Below are 17,995 nucleotides of genomic sequence, written 5' to 3'. Positions count from 1 at the left end.
CTCCGCTGGTCACGGGCGTGACCACGCTCACGGCTCACCCTAGGGGCGGCGCCAAGCCGGTCTGCTCACCCCCGGGCGTCGCGCCGGCGCGCGGCCGGGGGTCAGCCCGCGAGGACCTCGGTGACCGGCAGCGAGGAGTCGGCCGGGAGGTCGAGCGAGGACGGCGTGCGGCCGCGGGCGACCATCTCCGAGCCGAGCGCGGCGACCATCGCGCCGTTGTCGGTGCACAGGCCCGGACGCGGCACCCGCACCCGGATCCCCAGCGGCCGGGCCCGCTCCTCGGCCAGCGCCCGCAGCCGCGAGTTGGCCGCCACGCCGCCGCCGATGAGGAGGTCCTCGATGCCCTGCGACTGCGCGGCGTCGAGCGCCTTGCGCACCAGGACGTCGCAGACGGCCTCCTGGAAGGACGCGGCGACGTCGGCCACCGGCACCGGCTCGCCGCTGCGCTCGCGGGCCTCGACCCAGCGGGCGACGGCGGTCTTGAGGCCGGAGAAGGAGAAGTCGAAGCGGTGCCGCTCGAGGTCGCGCCTGGCGCTGAGGCCGCGGGGGAAGTCGATGGCCACCTGGTCGCCCTCGCGGGCGGCGCGGTCGATGTGCGGACCGCCCGGGAACGGCAGCCCGAGCAGGCGGGCCACCTTGTCGAAGGCCTCGCCGGCGGCGTCGTCGATGGTGGCGCCGAGCGGGTCGACGCCGAGGGTGACGTCGGTGACGCGCAGCAGGCTGGAGTGCCCGCCGCTGACGAGCATCGCGATGCACGGCTCGGGCAGCGGGCCGTGCTCGAGCTGGTCGACGGCCACGTGCGAGGCCAGGTGGTTGACGCCGTAGAGCGGCTTGCCCAGGCCCCAGGCCAGCGCCTTCGCCGAGGCGACGCCGACCAGCAGGGTGCCGGCGAGGCCCGGACCGTGGGTGACGGCGATGGCGTCGACGTCGGCGAGGCGCACGCCGGCGGTCTCGCAGGCCCGCTCGATGGTGGGCACCATCGCCTCGAGGTGCGCGCGGCTGGCCACCTCGGGCACGACGCCGCCGAAGCGGGCGTGCTCCTCGACGCTGCTGGCGACGGCGTCGGCGAGCAGGGTGCGGCCGCGGACGATGCCGACGCCGGTCTCGTCGCAGGAGGTCTCGATGCCGAGGACCAGGGGCTCGTCGGTGCTCATGCGTGCTCCTCCGGGGTCGGGACGCTGGTGGGCGCGGCGGATCCGCCAGCCGCGGCCCAGGCCGCGGCGCATCACGACGGCGGTGGCGCCGTCGGCGTAGTAGCGCGGCCGCCGGTCGACCTCGACGAGGTCGCGGGCGGCGTAGAAGGCCAGGGCGGCGGCGTTGTCGGTGCGCACCTCGAGCAGCAGCCGGTCGGCGCCCTCGGCGCGGGCCTGCGTCGCGACGGCGTCGAGGAGGGCCGAGGCGACGCCGTGGCGCCGGGCGTGCAGGGCCGTCGAGATCCGCTGCAGCTCGGCGATGTCGGCGACGATGCTGGCCACGGCGTGCCCCACGACGACCCCGTCGAGCTCGGCGACGAGGTAGCGCACCGTCGGCAGCCCGCCGGCGAGTCCGTCGGCCACCAGGGCCGGCGACCACGCGTCGGGGCCGAGGTTCTCGGTCTCGAGGGCGATGACGGCGTCGAGGTCGGCGGCCTCGGCCGGGCGGACGACGGGCGCCGTCACGAGACCGGCTTGCGCGCGCCCGGCGCCTCGGCGTCGGGGCGGCGCAGGTAGAGCGGCTCGGGGTCGCGCAGCTCGGCGAGCTCGCCGACGACCGCGCGGGCCAGCCAGCCGGCGCTGGGACGCTGCGGGGAGCCGGCGACGCCGCGCAGGTCGTCGGGGTAGAGGGTGGCGCCCTCCCCGACGACCGGCAGGCCGCCGAGGCCGGGCGCGAGGTCGGCGGCGCGGCCCACGACCGGGCCCTCCAGCCGGGCGCCGGCGTCGTCGTAGGTGGCCAGGTGGACCTCGCGACGGCGCGCGTCGGAGGCGGCTGCGAACCCGCCGGCGGCACCGCCGACGACGCCGAGGTCGACGGCCTCGAGCGCGAGCACGTCGAGGGAGCAGACGCCGTAGACCGGCAGCTCGAGCACGTGGGCGAGGGTGCGGGCGGTGACCAGGCCGACGCGCAGGCCGGTGAACGGGCCGGGGCCGACGCCGACGCCGATCGCGGTGAGGTCGTGGCGCAGCGCGTCGACCGAGGCGAGCACCGCGTCGACGAGCGGCATCAGCTGCTCGCCGTGGCGCATCGGCTGCTCGGAGACCCGCTCGGCGACGACGTCGGACCCGTCGTGGAGGGCCACGCTCACCTGCGGCGTGGAGGTGTCGAAGGTCAGCAGCACGCGCCCGAGGCTAGTACGCCGGGCGGCGTCCGGGCTCACCGCGGGTCAGCGCACCAGCCGAGGAACAGCGGCACCGTCGCCTCGGGGCGGGCCTGCCGGTCGACGGTGTGGATGACGAAGAGGAACGGCCGGTCGAAGTCGAGCCGCAGCCGCTCCCCCGCCATCCCCGTCGTGGCCCTCATGACGACCGCGGTGGCCGCCGCGGCCTCGGTGCCCTGCTCGTCGACGGCGATGAACACCTCGTGGAGCACCGAGGAGATCGCGAGCCGCTCCTGGGTGGTCATCGCGGAGAGGTCCGCCTCGCCGGTGAAGGCCCGCTGGACGCCGGCGGCCTGCAGCGGCTCGGTGAGCGGCAGCCGGGCACGGAACGTCCAGCGCGGCACGGCGACGTCGGCCGGGGCGGGGCTCACGGCGAGCAGGGTGGCGAGGTCGCCGTCGGCGAGACGCCGGGCGAGGTCGTCCTCGCGGCCCTCGTCGGGCAGCACCAGCGTCATCGCGAGCCGGTTGCCGGCGTAGAGCAGCTGCGCGCTGACGAAGCCGTCGCCGCGGCCGGTGAGGCCGGCGGCGCCGCGCATCGTCGGCACCTGGACGCGGGTGCCGTCGGCGAGGACGAACGGCGCGTCCTGCGTGCGGACCCGCTCGAACGGCGTCGCCCAGGGCGCCTTGAGGTAGAGCGCGTCGACCAGCACCATCCGCGTGTCGGCGTCCAGGACGCCCTCGGGGACGATCTGCGGGATCCGGCCGCGAGTCTGCCCCGCGGTCCAGCCGTTGATCGCGGTGCGCGCGCCCTCGGCGTCGCCGACGAAGTCGACCGTGCGCACGCCGGTGCCGAAGTCGCGGGCGAGGGTCTGCAGGAACGGCTCCTGCCAGTCGACGTCACGCTGGGCGAAGACCTGGTCGGCGCTGACCAGCGCGATGCTGCGCTCGTCGGGGTCGCCCTCGATCCTCCCCGCGCGGCCCTCGAGGTCCTGCGCGACGGCGTTGGCGCCCGCCGTGAGCCGCTCGACGGGCAGATCGCCCAGGACGCCGGTGAGCTCGCTCGCGGTGCGGCCCCGAGCACCTGCGGCGGCCATCGCCAGCGCGAGCGTCACCGACACCGGCGAGACCGCGCCGTTGGCGTCCGCCCCGAGCCCCAGATGCGGCCACAGGGCGGCGACCAGGCCCGCGACCGCCGCGCGGCCGTCGTCGAGCGCTGCATCGGTGGGCGTCGCGCGGGTGGCGTCGGCCGAGACGAGGGACATGTCCCCAGCATCCCCCGCGGCCCCCCGCGGATCCGGGCCGTCCGGACCGTCGGTGTGTCCGCCGCTCACGCAGGCGGCCAGCGACGGCGTCAGCAGGGCCAGCCCGGCGAGGGCGAGCAGGCGACGACGTCCGAGCGGGGCGTCGGCGGCGGGCGGGGTCGTCCGAGAGGTCGTCATGCCTGCTCCGACGCGGCTGCCCGGGGATCGGTTCCCCGGCTCGTCGGGCTCTCCGGCTGTGGAGGGAAGCGAGATTGGTCAGGGGAAGTTGGGCGAAAGTGGTCCCAAGTTCCCCTGACCTTCCAGAAGTTCCCCGGTCAGCCGGGGAAGTTCTGCGTCCCCGTCACCCCGCCAGCGCCCGCGCCCGACGGCGCGAGCCGACCTCGCCGACCACCACGATCGCCAGCGACACCACGAACATGACGGTGCCGACGGCGTTGACCTGCATGGGGACGCCGCGCTGGGCGACGCCGTAGACGTACATCGGGAAGGTGGTGGTGGTGCCGGCGTTGAGGTTGGTGACGATGAAGTCGTCGAAGGAGAGCGAGAAGCTCAGCAGGGCCGCGCCGAGGATGCCGGGGAAGACCAGCGGCAGGGTGACGCGCAGGAACGTCTGCGCCGGGGTGGCGTAGAGGTCCATGGCGGCCTGCTCGAGGGTGTCGTCCATGCCGGCCAGCCGCGAGCGCACGGTGACGACGACGAAGGACAGGCAGAACATCACGTGGGCGATGAGGATCGTCCAGAAGCCGAGGCGACCGCCGTTGCCGGTGGCGACGAACAGCGCCAGCAGCGAGGAGCCCATGACGATCTCGGGCGAGGCCATCGGCATGAAGATCAGCAGGTTCGACGCGGTGCGGCCGGCGAAGTCGTGCCGCACCAGGGCGAAGGCCACCAGCGTGCCGAGGATCGTCGCGACGAGGGTGGCCAGCAGGCCGATCTGGATGCTGCGCCACAGCGCGTCGCACATGCCCTCGGCGCCGCAGAAGTTCGTCCAGTTGTCGAGGGTGAAGCCGTCGAAGCGGTAGACGTTGCGGGTCGCGGGGTCGTTGAAGCTCATCAGCACGACCACGAAGATCGGGACGAACATGTAGAGGAGGACGAGCAGTCCTCCGGCCATGACGGCGTGGCGACGCACCCAGCTCACAGCAGCTCCTCCGTCCCGGCGCGGCGGACGTAGACGACGACCAGCGCGAGGATCAGGGCCATGAGGATCACCGAGAGCGCCGCCGCGGACGGGTAGTCGCCGGCGTCGGTGAACTGGCTCTGGATGACCTGGCCGATCACCTTCTGGTTCGGGCCGCCGAGCAGGCGGGCGTTGACGTAGTCGCCGACGGCGGGGATGAAGGTCAGCAGCGTCCCGGAGACCACGCCGGGCAGCGACAGCGGCCAGGTGACCTTCCAGAACCCGACGACGGGGTGGGCGTAGAGGTCGCTGGAGGCCTCGATGAGCCGCGGGTCGATCTTGTCGAGGCTGGCGAACAGCGGCAGCACCATGAACGGCAGGAAGTTGTAGGTCAGGCCCGCGACGACCGCGACCCAGGTGTTGAGCAGCCGTCCGTCGGGGCCGAGCAGGTGCACCGTCTGCAGGGTGTTCACGATGAAGCCGTCGTCGGCCAGCAGCAGCTTCCAGGAGAGGGTGCGCAGCAGGAAGCTGGTGAAGAACGGGGCGACGACGAGCACCAGCAGCAGGTACTTGAAGCGGCCGGCCTTGAAGGCGATCGCGTACGCGAGCAGGTAGCCGAGCACCAGGCACAGGGCGGTCGCGCCGGCCCCGTAGAGCAGCGCCCGCAGCAGCGGGTGCCAGAAGGTGCGCAGGGCGTCGGTGTAGTTCGAGCCGTGGTAGGTCATGGAGTAGCCGGCGGAGTCCGAGCCCGAGGGGTCGAACAGCGAGGTCGCCACCAGCGAGTAGAGCGGGATGACGAAGAAGACCCCGAGCCACAGCAGGCCCGGCGCCAGCAGCAGGTAGCCGGTCAGGCCCTTGCGACGCGTCATCTCGGCCATGCTCAGGCGTCGACCTTCTGGGCGCCGGCGTCGGCGTCCTGGGAGATGTCGAGCAGAAAGGCGTACTCCGGACGCCACGACAGCTCGACGCGGTCGCCCACCGAGAAGATCCGGCTGCGGCCGGTGTTCTGGGCGAAGACCTGCAGCTCCTGCCCCCACGGCATCCGCACGAGGTACTGGGTGGAGACGCCGACGAAGCTGACGTCGGAGACCACGCCGCCGGGGATGGTGTTGCCGGGGGCGTCGAGCTCCTCGCCCTCCTCGCCGATGAGCACCTTCTCGGGGCGGATGCCGACCCAGCCCTTGTCGCCGTCGGTGTGGGTGCGCCCGGACGGCACCGACACCTGGACGCCCTGCATGTCGACGACCGTGAGGTCGCCCGAGCGCGAGACGACCGCGCCCTCGATGAGGTTGGACTGGCCGAGGAAGTTGGCGACGAACGTCGAGCGCGGGTTCTCGTAGAGCTCGGCCGGCGCACCCATCTGCTCGATGACGCCCTTGTTCATCACCGCGACCGTGTCGGCCATCGTCATGGCCTCCTCCTGGTCGTGGGTGACGTGGATGAAGGTGAGTCCGACGTCGACCTGGATCCGCTTGATCTCGATCTGCATCGAGCGACGCAGCTTGAGGTCGAGGGCGCCGAGGGGCTCGTCGAGCAGCAGCACCTCGGGCTGGTTGATCAGCGCCCGGGCCAGGGCGACGCGCTGCTGCTGACCGCCGGAGAGCTGGGCGGGACGCTTGCGGGCCTGCGGGCCGAGCTCGACGAGGTCGAGCATCTCGGTGACCTGGCGCTCGACCTCCTTGCGCCGCCGGCGGTGCAGGCCGAAGGCGACGTTCTCGAAGATGTCGAGGTGCGGGAAGAGCGCGTAGGACTGGAAGACGGTGTTGACCGGACGCTGGTGGGCCTTCGTGGCGGTGATGTCCTCCCCCGCCAGCTCGATGGTGCCCGACGTCGGGCTGTCCAGTCCCGCCACCATGCGCAGCGTCGTGGTCTTGCCGCAGCCCGAGGGGCCCAGCAGCGCGAAGAACGAGCCGCGCGGCACCTCGAGGTCGAGGTGGTCGACGGCCGTGAACGCCGCGAACTCCTTGGTCAGCCCCCGCAGCCGCAGGCCGTCGTAGCGGCCCTCGGTCCGGTCACCCGCCTGAGACATCGGCCCAGTCCCCCTCGTACTCGTTCTGCTGCTGGTCGTTCAGCGCCATGAAGGCGAAGGTGGCCGCCAGCATGTCGTCGTCGGGGAAGATGAGCGGGTTGTCGGCCAGGGAGGCGTCGATCCGTCGCATCTCCTCCTGGGCGCCCTCGACGGGGCAGATGTAGTTGACGTACGCGGCGAGCTTCGCGGCGTTGACGGGGTCGTAGTAGTAGTCGATCCACCGCTCGGCGTTGGCCTGATGGCGCGCGCCGCTGGGGATGATCATGTTGTCGCTCCAGAGGGCCAGGCCCTCCTCCGGCGTGACGAACTTGATGTCGGGGTTGTCGACCTGCAGCTGGATGACGTCACCGGACCACGCCTCGCAGGCCAGCACGTTCCCGGCGGCGAGGTCCTGGGTGTAGTCGTTGCCGGTGAAGGCGCGGATCTGGCCGGACGCGACGACCTTGCGCAGCCGCTCGACGGCGCTCTGCCACTGGGCCCGGGTGAAGTCGGCGGGGTCGTCGCCCTGCACCTTGAGCATGAAGCCCATCGTGTCGCGCATCTCGGTGAGCAGCGTGACGCGGCCCTTGAGGTCGGGGCGGGTGAGCAGCTCGGAGAAGCTGCGGACCTCCTTGACCTTCGTGGCGTTGTAGGCGATGCCGGTGAGGCCGGTCTGCCACGGGGCGTGGAACCGCAGCTCGGGGTCCCAGGGCCGGTTCCGCAGGGCGTCGAGGAGGTTCTTGCGCAGGTTGGGCACCGAGCCGGCGTCGAAGGGCTGGATCCAGCCGAAGGAGATCATCTTCGCGGCCATCCAGTCGGTGAGCACGATGATGTCGCGGCCGATCGGCTCGCAGCCGCCGAGCTGGTTGCGCACCTTGGCGTAGAACTCGGAGTTGTCGTTGACGTCGTCGGTGTAGCCGACGCGGATGCCGGTCTCGCGCTGGAAGGTCTGCAGCGTGCCGCTGGGCTTGCTGCGCGAGTCGATGTAGCCGGGCCAGTTGGAGATGATCATCTGCTTGTCGGTGGCCGAGACGTCGCGGGCCCGGCACTGCGCGGGGTCCTGGACGATCCCCTCGACGCCGAAGAAGGGCAGCTTGAGCGCCGCCGCGCTCGCCCCCACGACGGCCAGGCCGCCGCCGGTGCCGAGCAGGCGTCGGCGGGTCAGGCCGCCTGCGGCCGAGGCCGTGCGGGGATCCAGAGCAGGCATCGGGCTCCTTCCAACCGGTCAGGGTTCACGGATCGTGTCACGCAGGCCCCCTCGCAGCAAGGGATCCGTCGAGACGAAACGAAAACGCAACGAATTGCGTCGTTGCGACCGCATCCCGCCACACCGGTGCCCCACGGAGTAGGTTCTGCCCATGTCGCCCAGCAAGCGCGTGCCGCCCGCCGAGCTCGACGAGACCGCCAAGGCCATCATCGCCCAGCTCCAGCAGAACGGGCGTCGCTCGTACGCGGCCATCGGCAAGGCCGTGGGCCTCTCGGAGGCGGCGGTGCGCCAGCGCGTCCAGCGCCTCATCGAGTCCGGCGTCATGCAGGTCGTGGCCGTCACCGATCCCCTCCAGCTCGGCTTCGACCGCCAGGCGATGATCGGCCTGCGGGTCAGCGGCGCCCTCGAGCCGGTGGCCGACGCCGTGGCCGCGCTCCCCGAGGTCGACTACGTCGTGGTCACCGCAGGCTCCTTCGACATCCTCGTCGAGGTGGTCTGCGAGAGCGACGACCACCTCCTCGAGCTGCTGAGCAACCGCATCCGCGCGATCCCCGGCGTCGTCGGCACCGAGACCTTCATGTACCTCCAGCTGCGCAAGCAGACCTACTCCTGGGGCGTGCGCTGACCAGCCTCTGGCAGGAGACCGCCGACGACGCCGCGCTGCCGCCGGCGCCGCGCCCGCCGCTGTCCGGCGACCCCGACGTCGACGTCGCGATCGTCGGCGGCGGCTACACCGGCCTGTGGACCGCCTACTACCTCGCCGAGGCCGACCCGACGCTGCGCATCGCCGTGCTCGAGGCCGAGACCGCCGGCTTCGGCGCCAGCGGCCGCAACGGCGGCTGGTGCTCCGCGCTCTTCCCGGCCTCCCTCGACACCCTCGCCGGGCTCTCCCCCGCCGGGCGCATCGGCGCCCTGGCCCAGCACGAGGCGATGCGGGCCAGCGTCCGCGAGGTCGTGCGCGTCGCCGAGGCCGAGGGCATCGACGCCCACGCCGCACTGGGCGGCACGATCGTGCTCGCCCGCACCCGGCCGCAGTGGCGCCGGGCCCGCGACGAGGTCGCCGCCGCCCGCGCCTGGGGCCGCGGCGAGGACGACCTGCGTCTGCTCGACGCCGCCGAGGCGCGCGGCGTGCTGGCCGCCACCGACGTCCGCGGGGCCACCTACACCCCCGACTGCGCCGCGATCCATCCCACACGCCTGGTGCGCGGCCTCGCGCGGGCGGTCGAGCGGCGCGGCGTGCGCATCCTCGAGCGCACCCGGGTGCGCTCGATCGAGCCCGGCCGGGCCCGCACCCCGCACGGCACCGTGCGGGCCGAGGTCGTCGTCCGCGCCACCGAGGGGTTCACGCCCTCGCTGCGCGGCCAGGCGCGCACCCTCGTGCCGGTCTACTCGCTGATGATCGCCACCGAGCCGCTGGCACCCGAGACCTGGGAGCGCATCGGGCTGCGGCGACGCGAGACCTTCAGCGACCACCGGCACCTCATCGTCTACGGCCAGCGCACCGCCGACGACCGGCTGGTCTTCGGCGGACGCGGCGCGCCTTACCACCTCCGCTCGCGGGTGCGCCCGGAGTTCGACCGCGACGAGCGCGTCTTCGCCGGCCTCTACGCCGCGCTGGTCGAGATGCTCCCGCCCGTCGCGGGCGCGCGCGTCACCCACGCCTGGGGCGGCCCGCTCGGCATCCCGCGCGACTGGACGGCCTCCGTCGGGCTCGATCGCGCCACCGGACTGGCGTGGGCCGGCGGCTACGTCGGCGACGGCGTCAGCACCACGAACCTGGCGGGTCGCACGCTGCGCGACCTTGTCCTGCAGCGCGACACCGAGCTCACCCGGCTGCCGTGGGTGAACCACCGCTCCCCGGCCTGGGAGCCCGAGCCGCTGCGCTGGCTGGGCATCAACCTCAGCCTGCGGGCGATGACGTGGGCCGACGAGGAGGAGCGCCTGACCCGCAGCCGCTCCGTCCTGGCCCGCGCGGTCGCGCCGCTGCTGGGCTGATCCCACCCGCTCCCACCCGGTCCGGCCGACCTCTGGGCGGGAGGCGTCGACCCGTGCTATAACTGCACTAACTTGGTTGACTTACAGGAGAGCCAGTGGAGATCGTCGTCATCGACCTGCCCCAGCTGGGGAACCGCTGTCACCTGGTGCACGACGGTCGGCACGCGCTCGTCGTCGACCCGCCGCGCGATCCGCGCCCGGTCGAGCGCGCCGCCGCACGGGCCGGCGTCGAGATCACCGTCGTCGCCGACACCCACGTGCACCAGGACCACCTCTCCGGCGCGCTGATCCTCGCCCGGCGGCACGGCGCGGACCACCTGCTCTCCGCCGACGAGACCGTCTCCTTCGAGCGGGTCGGCGTGCGTCACGGCGACGTCGTGCGCGTGGGTCGTCTCGAGGTCGAGGTGCTCGCCGCCCCCGGCCACACCCGACACCACCAGGCCTTCCTCGTCCGCTCCCCCGAGCCCGGCATCGCGCCGGCCCTGCTCAGCGGCGGCAGCCTGCTGGCCGGCACGGTCGGCCGTCCCGACCTCGTCGACCCCGCCCTGACCCGCGACCTCGCGGCCCGGCAGTGGACGACCGCCCGCGCCCTCGCCGAGCTCGACCCCGCCACCCGGCTCCTGCCCACCCACACGCCCCGCAGCCGCTGCGCCGGGCCGCTGCTGTGTACCGGCGTCGGCGAGCCCGCCCGCGACGCCGGGACCCTCGCCGACGAGCTGCGCGCCCACCCCGCCCTCCTCCTCGACCGGGAGACCTTCGTGACCGAGCTCCTCGCGGCCCTGCCGCCCGCCTCCCCGCACCTGCAGCACCTCGCCCCGCTCAACCGCGCCGGCGCCGGCCGTGCCAGCCTGCGCACCGCCCGTCTGGCCACCGCCGCCCAGGTCACCGACGCCGTCGTCCGCGGCGCCTGGGTCATCGACCTGCGCGGCCCCCGCGCCCACGCCGCCGGCCACGTGCCCGGCTCGCTGAGCCTCGGCGCCGCCGGGAGCCTCGCCGAGCACGTCGGCTGGCTGGTGCCCTGGGAGGACGACATCGTCCTGCTCAGCGACTCCTCCTCCCTCCTGCCCGAGGCCGTCGCCACGCTCGCCGACCTCGGCATCGACGCCGTCGGCACCCACGTCGTCGACGCCGCCTCCGACGCCCGCACCGAGCAGCCGCTGCTCGCGGCCCGCAACCGCCGCGCCGACTGGGCCACCTTCGTCGCCGAGCTCGACCTCGCCGACGCCACCAGCGCCGCGCCCGTCCTCATCGACGTCCGCCCCCGCGAGGACTGGGAGGCCGGCCACCTGCCCGGCGCCATCCCGCTCGCGCTGCACGAGGTCGAGTCGAGGGTGCACGAGCTGCCGCCGGGCGTCCTGTGGGTGCACTGCCGCAGCGGTCACCGCGCCGGGCTCGTCAGCAGCCTGCTGGAGCGGCACGGACGCCACGTCGTCCACGTCGACGACCGGTGGGAGAGCGTCCACGACCTCGCGCTGCCGGTGGTGCGCGAGAGCGAGGTCGCCGCCTGACCTCTGCTGCCTGAACCCTGCTGCAGGCCTCTGGGCTCGGGGCGTCTCGGTCCCGCGCGAGGCGAGACGAAAACCAGGTGCGCACGCCGTCCGGTCTCACGCAGACTGGGCGGCGTTCGCGCGTCCGGAGGGGATGCGCCGGTGAAGAGGAGGAAGCCATGACGGTCCTCGGCCTCGGCCTGCCCATCACCTTCATCGGAGAGCGACACCACCATGCAGCAGGAGCACCGCTCCACCTCTAGCCCCACCCCCACCTCCGGCCCCACCTCCAGCGCCGATCCCTTCGCAGCGCTGGAGTTCACCGCCCTCGACGACCTCGAGCCCGACCAGCGCTGGTCGACCTGGCTCGCGGTCCAGCCGCTGTGCCGCGGCCCTGAGCCCCGCCCCGACTGGGTCGTCACCTCCCAGGCCGCCGTCGACACCGAGCTCGGCGTCCTCAAGACCGGCAAGGAGGCCGAGGCCCACCTCGTGCACCGCGGCGTCCCCGGCTCCGAGGCCCGGGGCGAGTCGACGATGCTGGTCGCCAAGCGCTACCGCGGCGCCGAGCACCGCGACTTCCACCGCTCCGCGGTCTACACCGACGGCCGCCGCCAGCGCCGCAGCCGCGACGCCCGTGCCCTCGACCGCAAGAGCGCCTACGGCCGCTCGGTGGCGGCCGGCCAGTGGGCGTGGGCGGAGTGGGAGGCGCTGGGACGGCTGTGGTCGCTCGGCGTGCCCGTCCCCTACCCCGTGCAGATCGACGGCACCGAGATCCTCATGGAGTGGATCAGCGTGGCCGACCCGGCGACCGGCGAGCCGATCACCGCGCCCCGGCTGGCCCAGAGCCGCCCCGACCAGCACCTGCTGGCCACCTGGTGGGAGCAGCTCGTCGAGGCGATGGGGACGATGGCGCGCGCCGGGCTCGTCCACGGCGACCTCTCGCCGTACAACACCCTCGCCGCCGGCGAGCGGCTGGTGATCATCGACCTGCCGCAGATCGTCGACCTCCTCGCGAACCCGCACGGCGTCGAGCTGCTGCAGCGCGACTGCCTGAACATGGCGCGCTGGTTCGCCTCCCGCGGCCTCGAGGTCGACGGGGAGGCGCTGCTCGGGGAGCTGCTCGCGCAGGCCTGGTGACGCCCGGCCACCGTCGGCTCGACGGCACGCGGCACAGTGGGGGCATGACCCGCACCCGTGGACGCGTCGCGCACGTCGAGCCGGCGGGCGGCCTGGGCCGCACCGACGCCGCGGCCCTGCTCGACGGCGCGCTCGCCGAGGCCCCGCTCGACGTCGTCCGCACCCGGCTCTACACCGCCGCCGAGCTCTACGACGCCCCCGCCTACGCCGACACCCTCGACGCCCGCGCCTACGCCTGGGCGCGCGCGCCGCGCACCCCGGCCGCCGCCCTCGCCGGCGCGCTGCACGACCACGCGATCGACCAGGCTCTGGAGGCGTGGATCGCCGAGGAGCGCACCGGTGGCCGGCGCGTCGTCGGCGTCATGGGCGGGCACGCCGTCGACCGCGACGACCCCGCGTACCTCGACGCCGCCCGCCTGGGGCACCTCCTCGGGCGGCACCACGTCGTCGCGACCGGCGGCGGGCCGGGCGCGATGGAGGCCGCGAGCCTGGGCGCCCGGCTGGCCGAGCACGATGACGCCGACCTGCACGCCGCCGTGGCGCTGCTCGCCCCGGTGCCGACGTTCCGTCCCTCGATCGACGCCTGGCTCGCGGGCGCCCGCGAGGTCCTGCAGCGCTGGCCCGACGGCGCCCCGAGCCTCGGGATCCCGACCTGGCACTACGGCCACGAGCCGCCGTCGCCGTTCCCCACCGCGATCGCGAAGTACCTGCGCAACGCCATCCGCGAGGCGATCCTGCTCGAGGTCTGCGACGGCGGCATCGTCTTCCTCCCCGGCGCGGCCGGCACCGTCCAGGAGGTCTTCCAGGACGCCTGCGAGAACTACTACGCCACCGGCGACGCCGTGGCGCCGATGGTGCTCGTCGGCCGCCGGCACTGGACCGAGGAGCTCCCGGTCTGGCCGCTGCTGCAGGCCCTGGCCGCCGACCGCACGATGGCCGGCTCGGTGCATCTCGTCGACGACGTCGACGAGGCCGCCCGCCTGTTGGAGCCCTGAGGTTCGCCCCGCCTCGCCTGGGGATGACGGCGTCGTCCACAGGGATTGGTCAGGGGAACTTGGGCGTGGAGGCCCCCAAGTTCCCCTGACCAACCAGAAGTTCCCCGGTCAGCCGGGGAACTCCTGTGGATGGTCAGCCCGCGGCCCGCACCGCCCGCGCCGGGGTGCCGACGACGTCGCGGTAGTGCGCGACGAGCGCGCGGTTGACGGCCTCCCAGGAGCGCTGCTCGACGCTGCGACGGGCGGCCAGGCCCATGCGACGGCGCAGGAGCGGGTCGCGGGCGAGGCGGTCGACGTGGGCGGCCAGGGCGTCGGCGTCACCGGGCTGGTAGAGGAGACCCGCGGCGCCCTCGGCGACGACGTCGATCGGCCCGCCGCTGCGCGGCGCGACCACCGGGACGCCGGAGGCGAGCGCCTCCTGGGCCGACTGGCAGTAGGTCTCGTGGCGGCCGGTGTGCACGAAGACGTCCAGGCTGGCGTAGGCGGCGCCGAGCTCGTCGCCGTGGCGCACGCCGAGGAACGCGGCGTCGGGGAGGATCCGGCGCAGGCGCTCCTCCTCGGGGCCGCCGCCGACGATGACCAGGCGGTAGCGCGGGTCGCGGTCGATGACCTCGAGGAGCTCCAGCTCCTTCTCCGGCGCGAGACGGCCGACGTAGCCGACGAGGAGACGGTCGGGCCGGCGGCCGAGGAGCTCGGCGCGCAGGACGTCGTCGCGCCGCTCGGGGTGGAAGCCGGCCAGGTCGACGCCGCGCGGCCAGAGCGCGACGTTCGCGATGCCGAGGTCCTCCAGCTGCGTCAGCGAGGCGGTGGAGGGGGCGAGGGTGCGGTCGACGCGGGCGTGGATGCGGCGGGTGAGCGCGGCCATCGCGCGGACGCCGCCGGCGATGCCGTAGCGCTCGGCGAAGCCGACGAGGTCGGTCTGGTAGATCGCCACCGTCGGGATGCCGAGCTCCTCGGCGGCGCGGACGGCCTGGTGGCCGAGGGTCGCCGGCGAGGCCACGTGCACGACGTCGGGGGCGAAGCCGAGCATCACCGTGCGCAGCCGTCGACGCGTCTCCAGGCCGATGCGGAAGTCGCGGTAGAAGGGGAGGTTCGCCCCACGGGCGCGCACCACGGGGAACCCGGCGTAGGAGTCGGGGCCGGTGGGCGCCACGAGGACGGCGTCGTGGCCCTGGGCGGCCAGGTGCTCGAGCACCCGACGCACCGAGTTGGTGACGCCGTTGACCTGGGGGAGGAAGGACTCGGCGACGACGAGGACCCGGAGGCGGTCGCCGCTGCGGGGCAGCGTGTGCAGGTTCGTCACGTGCCGTCACGCTAGGAGCGCCGCGTCAACGGACGAGGGCACCGATGTGGCCGTCGCGTGCCTGCCTTGTGAATGGCTCGTGGCGTGACGCCCGTCACGGCTAGAGTCCGCCCATGGCTCTCTCCCGTCGCCGGATGCTGGGCTCCGGCGCAGCGCTCACGGCCCTCACCGCCCTCCCCCAGTGGCTCGGCACCGTCGCCGCACGCGCCGCCTCCGCCCCCGCGACGCTGGGCCGCACGCTGGTGCGCGCCCCCGCCGGCACCACCGGCTGGCGGAAGGTCATCGCGGCGCCGGGCGAGGTCCACGCCGTCCGCACCGGCCTCGGCGCGAGCGCCGCTCCCGGCCGCGCCGACGTGCGCCGCAGCGTCTCGGCGTTCGTCCAGCTCACCGACATCCACATCATCGACACCCAGTCGCCGGCCCGCCTGGAGTTCCTCGACCGCTTCGAGGACCAGTCGCGTCCGGGCGACCCGGTGCCCGGGCTGCTCACCTCCTGCTACCGCCCGCAGGAGATGCTCAGCGCCCACGTCGCCGAGGCGATGGTGCAGGCCGTCAACGCCCAGGCCGTCGGACCGGTCACCGGCCGGCCGCTGGCCTTCGCCATCCAGACCGGCGACAACTCCGACAACTCCCAGTACAACGAGATCCGCTGGAACATCGACCTCCTCGACGGCCAGACGGTCACCCCCGACTCCGGCAGCCGCACCCGCTACGAGGGCGTCTCGGACTCCCACCCGCTCTACTACGACACCCGCTACTGGCACCCCGAGGGCGCTCCCCTGCTGGCCCCGCGCGACATCGCCCGCAGCCGCTACGGCTTCCCGCTGGTGCGCGGGCTCCTCGACGCCTGCCGTCGCCCCTTCAAGGCCCAGGGCCTCGCGATGCCCTGGTACGCCGCCTTCGGCAACCACGACGGCCTCATGCAGGGCAACTTCCCCGACCAGACGCTGCACCTCACCGCCCTGGCCACCGGCCCGCTGAAGCTGACGACGCTGCCGCCCGGGGTCTCCCAGGCCGACCTGCTCCAGCTGCTCCGCGGCGACATCTCCTCGCTGCTCGGGCTGATCGCGCTCACGCCCGGCGTCCGGCTCGTGACGCCCGACCGCGACCGCCGCCTGCTCACCCGCGGCGCCGTCGTCGAGCAGCACTTCCACACCGCCGGCCTGCCCGTGGGCCACGGGTTCACCGACGAGAACCGTCGCACCGGCACCGCCTACTACACCTTCGATCGCGACGGCATCCGCTGCGTCGTGCTCGACTCGGTCAACCCCAACGGCTACGCCGACGGATCGCTCGACCCCGCGCAGCACCAGTGGCTCACGCAGGTGCTCGCCGACTCCGCCGACCGCCTCGTCATGGTCTTCAGCCACCACACCTCCGACACCATGGGCAACCCGCTCATCGGCACGGGCGGCACCTTCGGGCCGCGCGTGCTCGGGCCCGAGGTGCTGGCCACCCTGCTGGCACACGACTGCGTCATCGCCTGGGTCAACGGCCATACCCACAAGAACCAGGTGTGGGCCCGCACCCGCGCCGACGGCGGCGGGCTGTGGGAGATCAACACCGCCTCCCACATCGACTGGCCCCAGCAGTCGCGCATCATCGAGGTCGCCGACAACGCCGACGGCACGCTCTCGATCTTCACCACGATGCTCGACCACGCCGGCGTCATCGACGGGGCGAACCGCACCGACACCGTGCTCGCGCTCGCCGGTCTCTCCCGCGACCTCGCGGCCAACGACTGGCAGGAGCAGGACGAGGACCTCCGCGGTGAGGTCGACGCCCGCAACCTCGAGCTGCTCGTCCGCGCACCCGCCGGGTACCGGGCCGCGACGTCCGCGCGCACCCGGGCCCTGCCCGCGCGGGCCTGACCTCCCGCTGGCTCAGCGCAGCGGAAGGCGCAGACCGCGCTCGGTGCCGTAGGAGGCGAAGCCGCAGCGCCGCAGGATCGGCGCGCTGGTGTCGACCCGCCCCTTGACCAGGGCGAGGTCGGCGCCGGCGGCCGCTCCGGAGCGCAGCCGGTGGTCGATCAGCGCGCGGTAGACGCCGAGCCCGCGGGCGTCGGGGTCGACCCCGCCGCCCCACAGCCGGACGACGTCGCCGGCCATCGTCGCGCCCGCCGACCCCACCGGCCGGCCCGCGCGCCGCGCCAGGCACCACACGGCCTCGGGGAGGTCGACGGAGGCCTGCAGGACGCCGCGCAGCTGCTCCTCGTCCAGGCGCGGGGTGCCGAACGCGCGGGCGCCGACGTCGGTGGCCTCCCGCAGCGCGGCGAGGTCGAGCGCGTCGCTCACCTCGACGTCCGAGGGCGCGTCGAGGCGCGCGAGCACGTCGGCGATCGGCGCCGCGAGCACCTGCACCTCCTTCACGAGCGTGCCGCCGCGCAGGAGCACCTCCCGCTCGAACTCCGGTGGATGGTCGCCGCGCACCCACCAGGTCATCGCGTCGACGCCCCAGCCCAGCGCGATCTCACGGACCTCGTCGAGGACCACCCGCACGGTGCGGCGCAGCGGACCCAGCCAGACCAGCTCGACCCCGGCGCCGAGCCAGGAGGGGTAGGACACCAGCCGATACTCCGGGGTGCTGACCTCGACGGCGTCGTCGGGCACGAAGACCCAGGCGGCGCTGGCGGCGTGCACGCGCGCGGGATCGAGGGTCGAGGACACCATGCGAGGGAGCGTATCCAGCGCTCCGAGGGGCAGGCTGGCCCCATGACCGCGATCCGCTTCGACCACGTCGGCGTCACCGTCAGGGACCTCGACGCGGTCACCGACTTCTTCCTCTCCCTCGGCCTGGAGGTCGAGGGACGCACGCCCATCGAGGGCGCGTTCCTCGACACCGTCATCGGCTCCGAGGGAGCGGCCACCGAGATCGTCATGCTCCGAGCCCCCGGCGGCGGCACGGGCATCGAGCTGAGCAGCTTCGTGCGCCCCGCCCCGCTGCCCGGCTCCCCCGACGCCCCCGCCCACGAGCTCGGCCTGCGCAGCCTGGCCCTCGAGGTCGAGGACCTCCGCGGCATCGTCGCCCGCCTCGCCGAGCAGGGATACGGACTCGTCGGCGGGGTCGGCGAGCACGAGGGCGCCTGGCTGATGGCCTACGTGCGCGGCCCCGAGGGGCTCATCGTGGCGCTGGCCGAGCGGATCGGCTGAACGGCGTCCCCCTCCCCTGAGACTCAGGAGCGAGCCACC

Annotated in this window: 16 protein-coding genes and 1 pseudogene; 7 read left to right on the top strand and 10 right to left on the bottom strand. The window is 74.1% G+C overall.

Annotated elements, in window-relative coordinates; genetic code table 11:
* Window positions 1–101 precede the first annotated feature (101 nt).
* The 8 genes and pseudogenes from tsaD to ACZDWJ_RS08845 form a co-directional block, all read right to left on the bottom strand.
* A complete protein-coding gene (gene tsaD / locus ACZDWJ_RS08880; protein ID WP_463520654.1) occupies window positions 102–1,154 on the bottom strand; it encodes a tRNA (adenosine(37)-N6)-threonylcarbamoyltransferase complex transferase subunit TsaD in 1,053 nt (350 codons plus the stop codon).
* A gap of 150 nt (window positions 1,155–1,304) precedes the next feature.
* Window positions 1,305–1,523 (bottom strand): annotated as a pseudogene (locus ACZDWJ_RS08875) (GNAT family N-acetyltransferase); the annotation flags it as partial.
* A 131-nt stretch (window positions 1,524–1,654) separates the two neighbouring features.
* Window positions 1,655–2,314: a tRNA (adenosine(37)-N6)-threonylcarbamoyltransferase complex dimerization subunit type 1 TsaB gene (gene tsaB / locus ACZDWJ_RS08870; protein WP_463520581.1), complete on the bottom strand. Its 660-nt coding sequence runs from the start codon at window positions 2,312–2,314 to the stop codon at window positions 1,655–1,657.
* 35 nt (window positions 2,315–2,349) lie between these two features.
* On the bottom strand, window positions 2,350–3,732 hold the full coding sequence (locus tag ACZDWJ_RS08865) for a serpin family protein (protein ID WP_463520580.1): 1,383 nt from the start codon (window positions 3,730–3,732) through the stop codon (window positions 2,350–2,352).
* Window positions 3,733–3,895: 163 nt separating this feature from the next.
* Window positions 3,896–4,696: an ABC transporter permease gene (locus ACZDWJ_RS08860; RefSeq protein WP_463520579.1), complete on the bottom strand. Its 801-nt coding sequence runs from the start codon at window positions 4,694–4,696 to the stop codon at window positions 3,896–3,898.
* Window positions 4,693–5,544 (bottom strand): ABC transporter permease, encoded by an 852-nt coding sequence (locus tag ACZDWJ_RS08855; RefSeq protein ID WP_463520578.1) that lies wholly within the window; start codon window positions 5,542–5,544, stop codon window positions 4,693–4,695. Before ACZDWJ_RS08855 ends, ACZDWJ_RS08860 begins: the two co-directional genes overlap by 4 nt.
* Before the next feature lie 11 nt (window positions 5,545–5,555).
* Window positions 5,556–6,704, bottom strand: coding sequence for an ABC transporter ATP-binding protein (locus ACZDWJ_RS08850; RefSeq protein ID WP_463520577.1), 1,149 nt, complete (start codon window positions 6,702–6,704; stop codon window positions 5,556–5,558).
* Window positions 6,688–7,890, bottom strand: coding sequence for a polyamine ABC transporter substrate-binding protein (locus tag ACZDWJ_RS08845; RefSeq protein ID WP_463520576.1), 1,203 nt, complete (start codon window positions 7,888–7,890; stop codon window positions 6,688–6,690). Before ACZDWJ_RS08845 ends, ACZDWJ_RS08850 begins: the two co-directional genes overlap by 17 nt.
* A gap of 151 nt (window positions 7,891–8,041) precedes the next feature.
* Here ACZDWJ_RS08845 and ACZDWJ_RS08840 point away from each other — a divergent pair, with 151 nt between their 5' ends.
* The 5 genes from ACZDWJ_RS08840 to ACZDWJ_RS08820 all read left to right on the top strand — a co-directional run bounded on the left by ACZDWJ_RS08840 (window position 8,042) and on the right by ACZDWJ_RS08820 (window position 13,504).
* Window positions 8,042–8,515: an Lrp/AsnC family transcriptional regulator gene (locus ACZDWJ_RS08840; RefSeq protein WP_463520575.1), complete on the top strand. Its 474-nt coding sequence runs from the start codon at window positions 8,042–8,044 to the stop codon at window positions 8,513–8,515.
* Window positions 8,500–9,885, top strand: coding sequence for an NAD(P)/FAD-dependent oxidoreductase (locus ACZDWJ_RS08835; RefSeq protein ID WP_463520653.1), 1,386 nt, complete (start codon window positions 8,500–8,502; stop codon window positions 9,883–9,885). The genes ACZDWJ_RS08840 and ACZDWJ_RS08835 overlap by 16 nt, the downstream gene beginning before the upstream one ends.
* A 95-nt stretch (window positions 9,886–9,980) precedes the next feature.
* Window positions 9,981–11,393: a rhodanese-like domain-containing protein gene (locus tag ACZDWJ_RS08830; RefSeq protein ID WP_463520574.1), complete on the top strand. Its 1,413-nt coding sequence runs from the start codon at window positions 9,981–9,983 to the stop codon at window positions 11,391–11,393.
* A 213-nt stretch (window positions 11,394–11,606) separates the two neighbouring features.
* Complete coding sequence (locus ACZDWJ_RS08825; RefSeq protein ID WP_463520573.1) at window positions 11,607–12,509, top strand: serine protein kinase RIO; 903 nt, start codon at window positions 11,607–11,609, stop codon at window positions 12,507–12,509.
* A 44-nt stretch (window positions 12,510–12,553) separates the two neighbouring features.
* On the top strand, window positions 12,554–13,504 hold the full coding sequence (locus tag ACZDWJ_RS08820; RefSeq protein WP_463520572.1) for an LOG family protein: 951 nt from the start codon (window positions 12,554–12,556) through the stop codon (window positions 13,502–13,504).
* A 133-nt stretch (window positions 13,505–13,637) separates the two neighbouring features.
* Here the strand turns inward: ACZDWJ_RS08820 and ACZDWJ_RS08815 are convergent, their stop codons facing one another.
* Entirely contained in the window at window positions 13,638–14,807 is a 1,170-nt protein-coding gene (locus ACZDWJ_RS08815; protein ID WP_463520571.1) for a glycosyltransferase family 4 protein, read from the bottom strand.
* A 113-nt stretch (window positions 14,808–14,920) separates the two neighbouring features.
* Between ACZDWJ_RS08815 and ACZDWJ_RS08810 the strand changes: the two genes are divergently transcribed.
* Window positions 14,921–16,678: a TIGR03767 family metallophosphoesterase gene (locus ACZDWJ_RS08810; RefSeq protein ID WP_463520570.1), complete on the top strand. Its 1,758-nt coding sequence runs from the start codon at window positions 14,921–14,923 to the stop codon at window positions 16,676–16,678.
* 12 nt (window positions 16,679–16,690) lie between these two features.
* Here the strand turns inward: ACZDWJ_RS08810 and ACZDWJ_RS08805 are convergent, their stop codons facing one another.
* Window positions 16,691–17,476 carry a GNAT family N-acetyltransferase gene (locus tag ACZDWJ_RS08805; protein ID WP_463520569.1) on the bottom strand — a complete coding sequence of 262 codons (786 nt, stop codon included), beginning with the start codon at window positions 17,474–17,476 and terminating at the stop codon, window positions 16,691–16,693.
* A 42-nt stretch (window positions 17,477–17,518) separates the two neighbouring features.
* Here ACZDWJ_RS08805 and ACZDWJ_RS08800 point away from each other — a divergent pair, with 42 nt between their 5' ends.
* A complete protein-coding gene (locus tag ACZDWJ_RS08800) occupies window positions 17,519–17,956 on the top strand; it encodes a VOC family protein (protein ID WP_463520568.1) in 438 nt (145 codons plus the stop codon).
* The last annotated feature ends 39 nt before the right edge of the window (window positions 17,957–17,995 follow it).

This window comes from Nocardioides sp. B129/18, from assembly GCF_055282735.1.
Note: the sequence above shows the minus strand (reverse complement) of the source record. Positions and strands in the feature narration are given on the sequence as shown.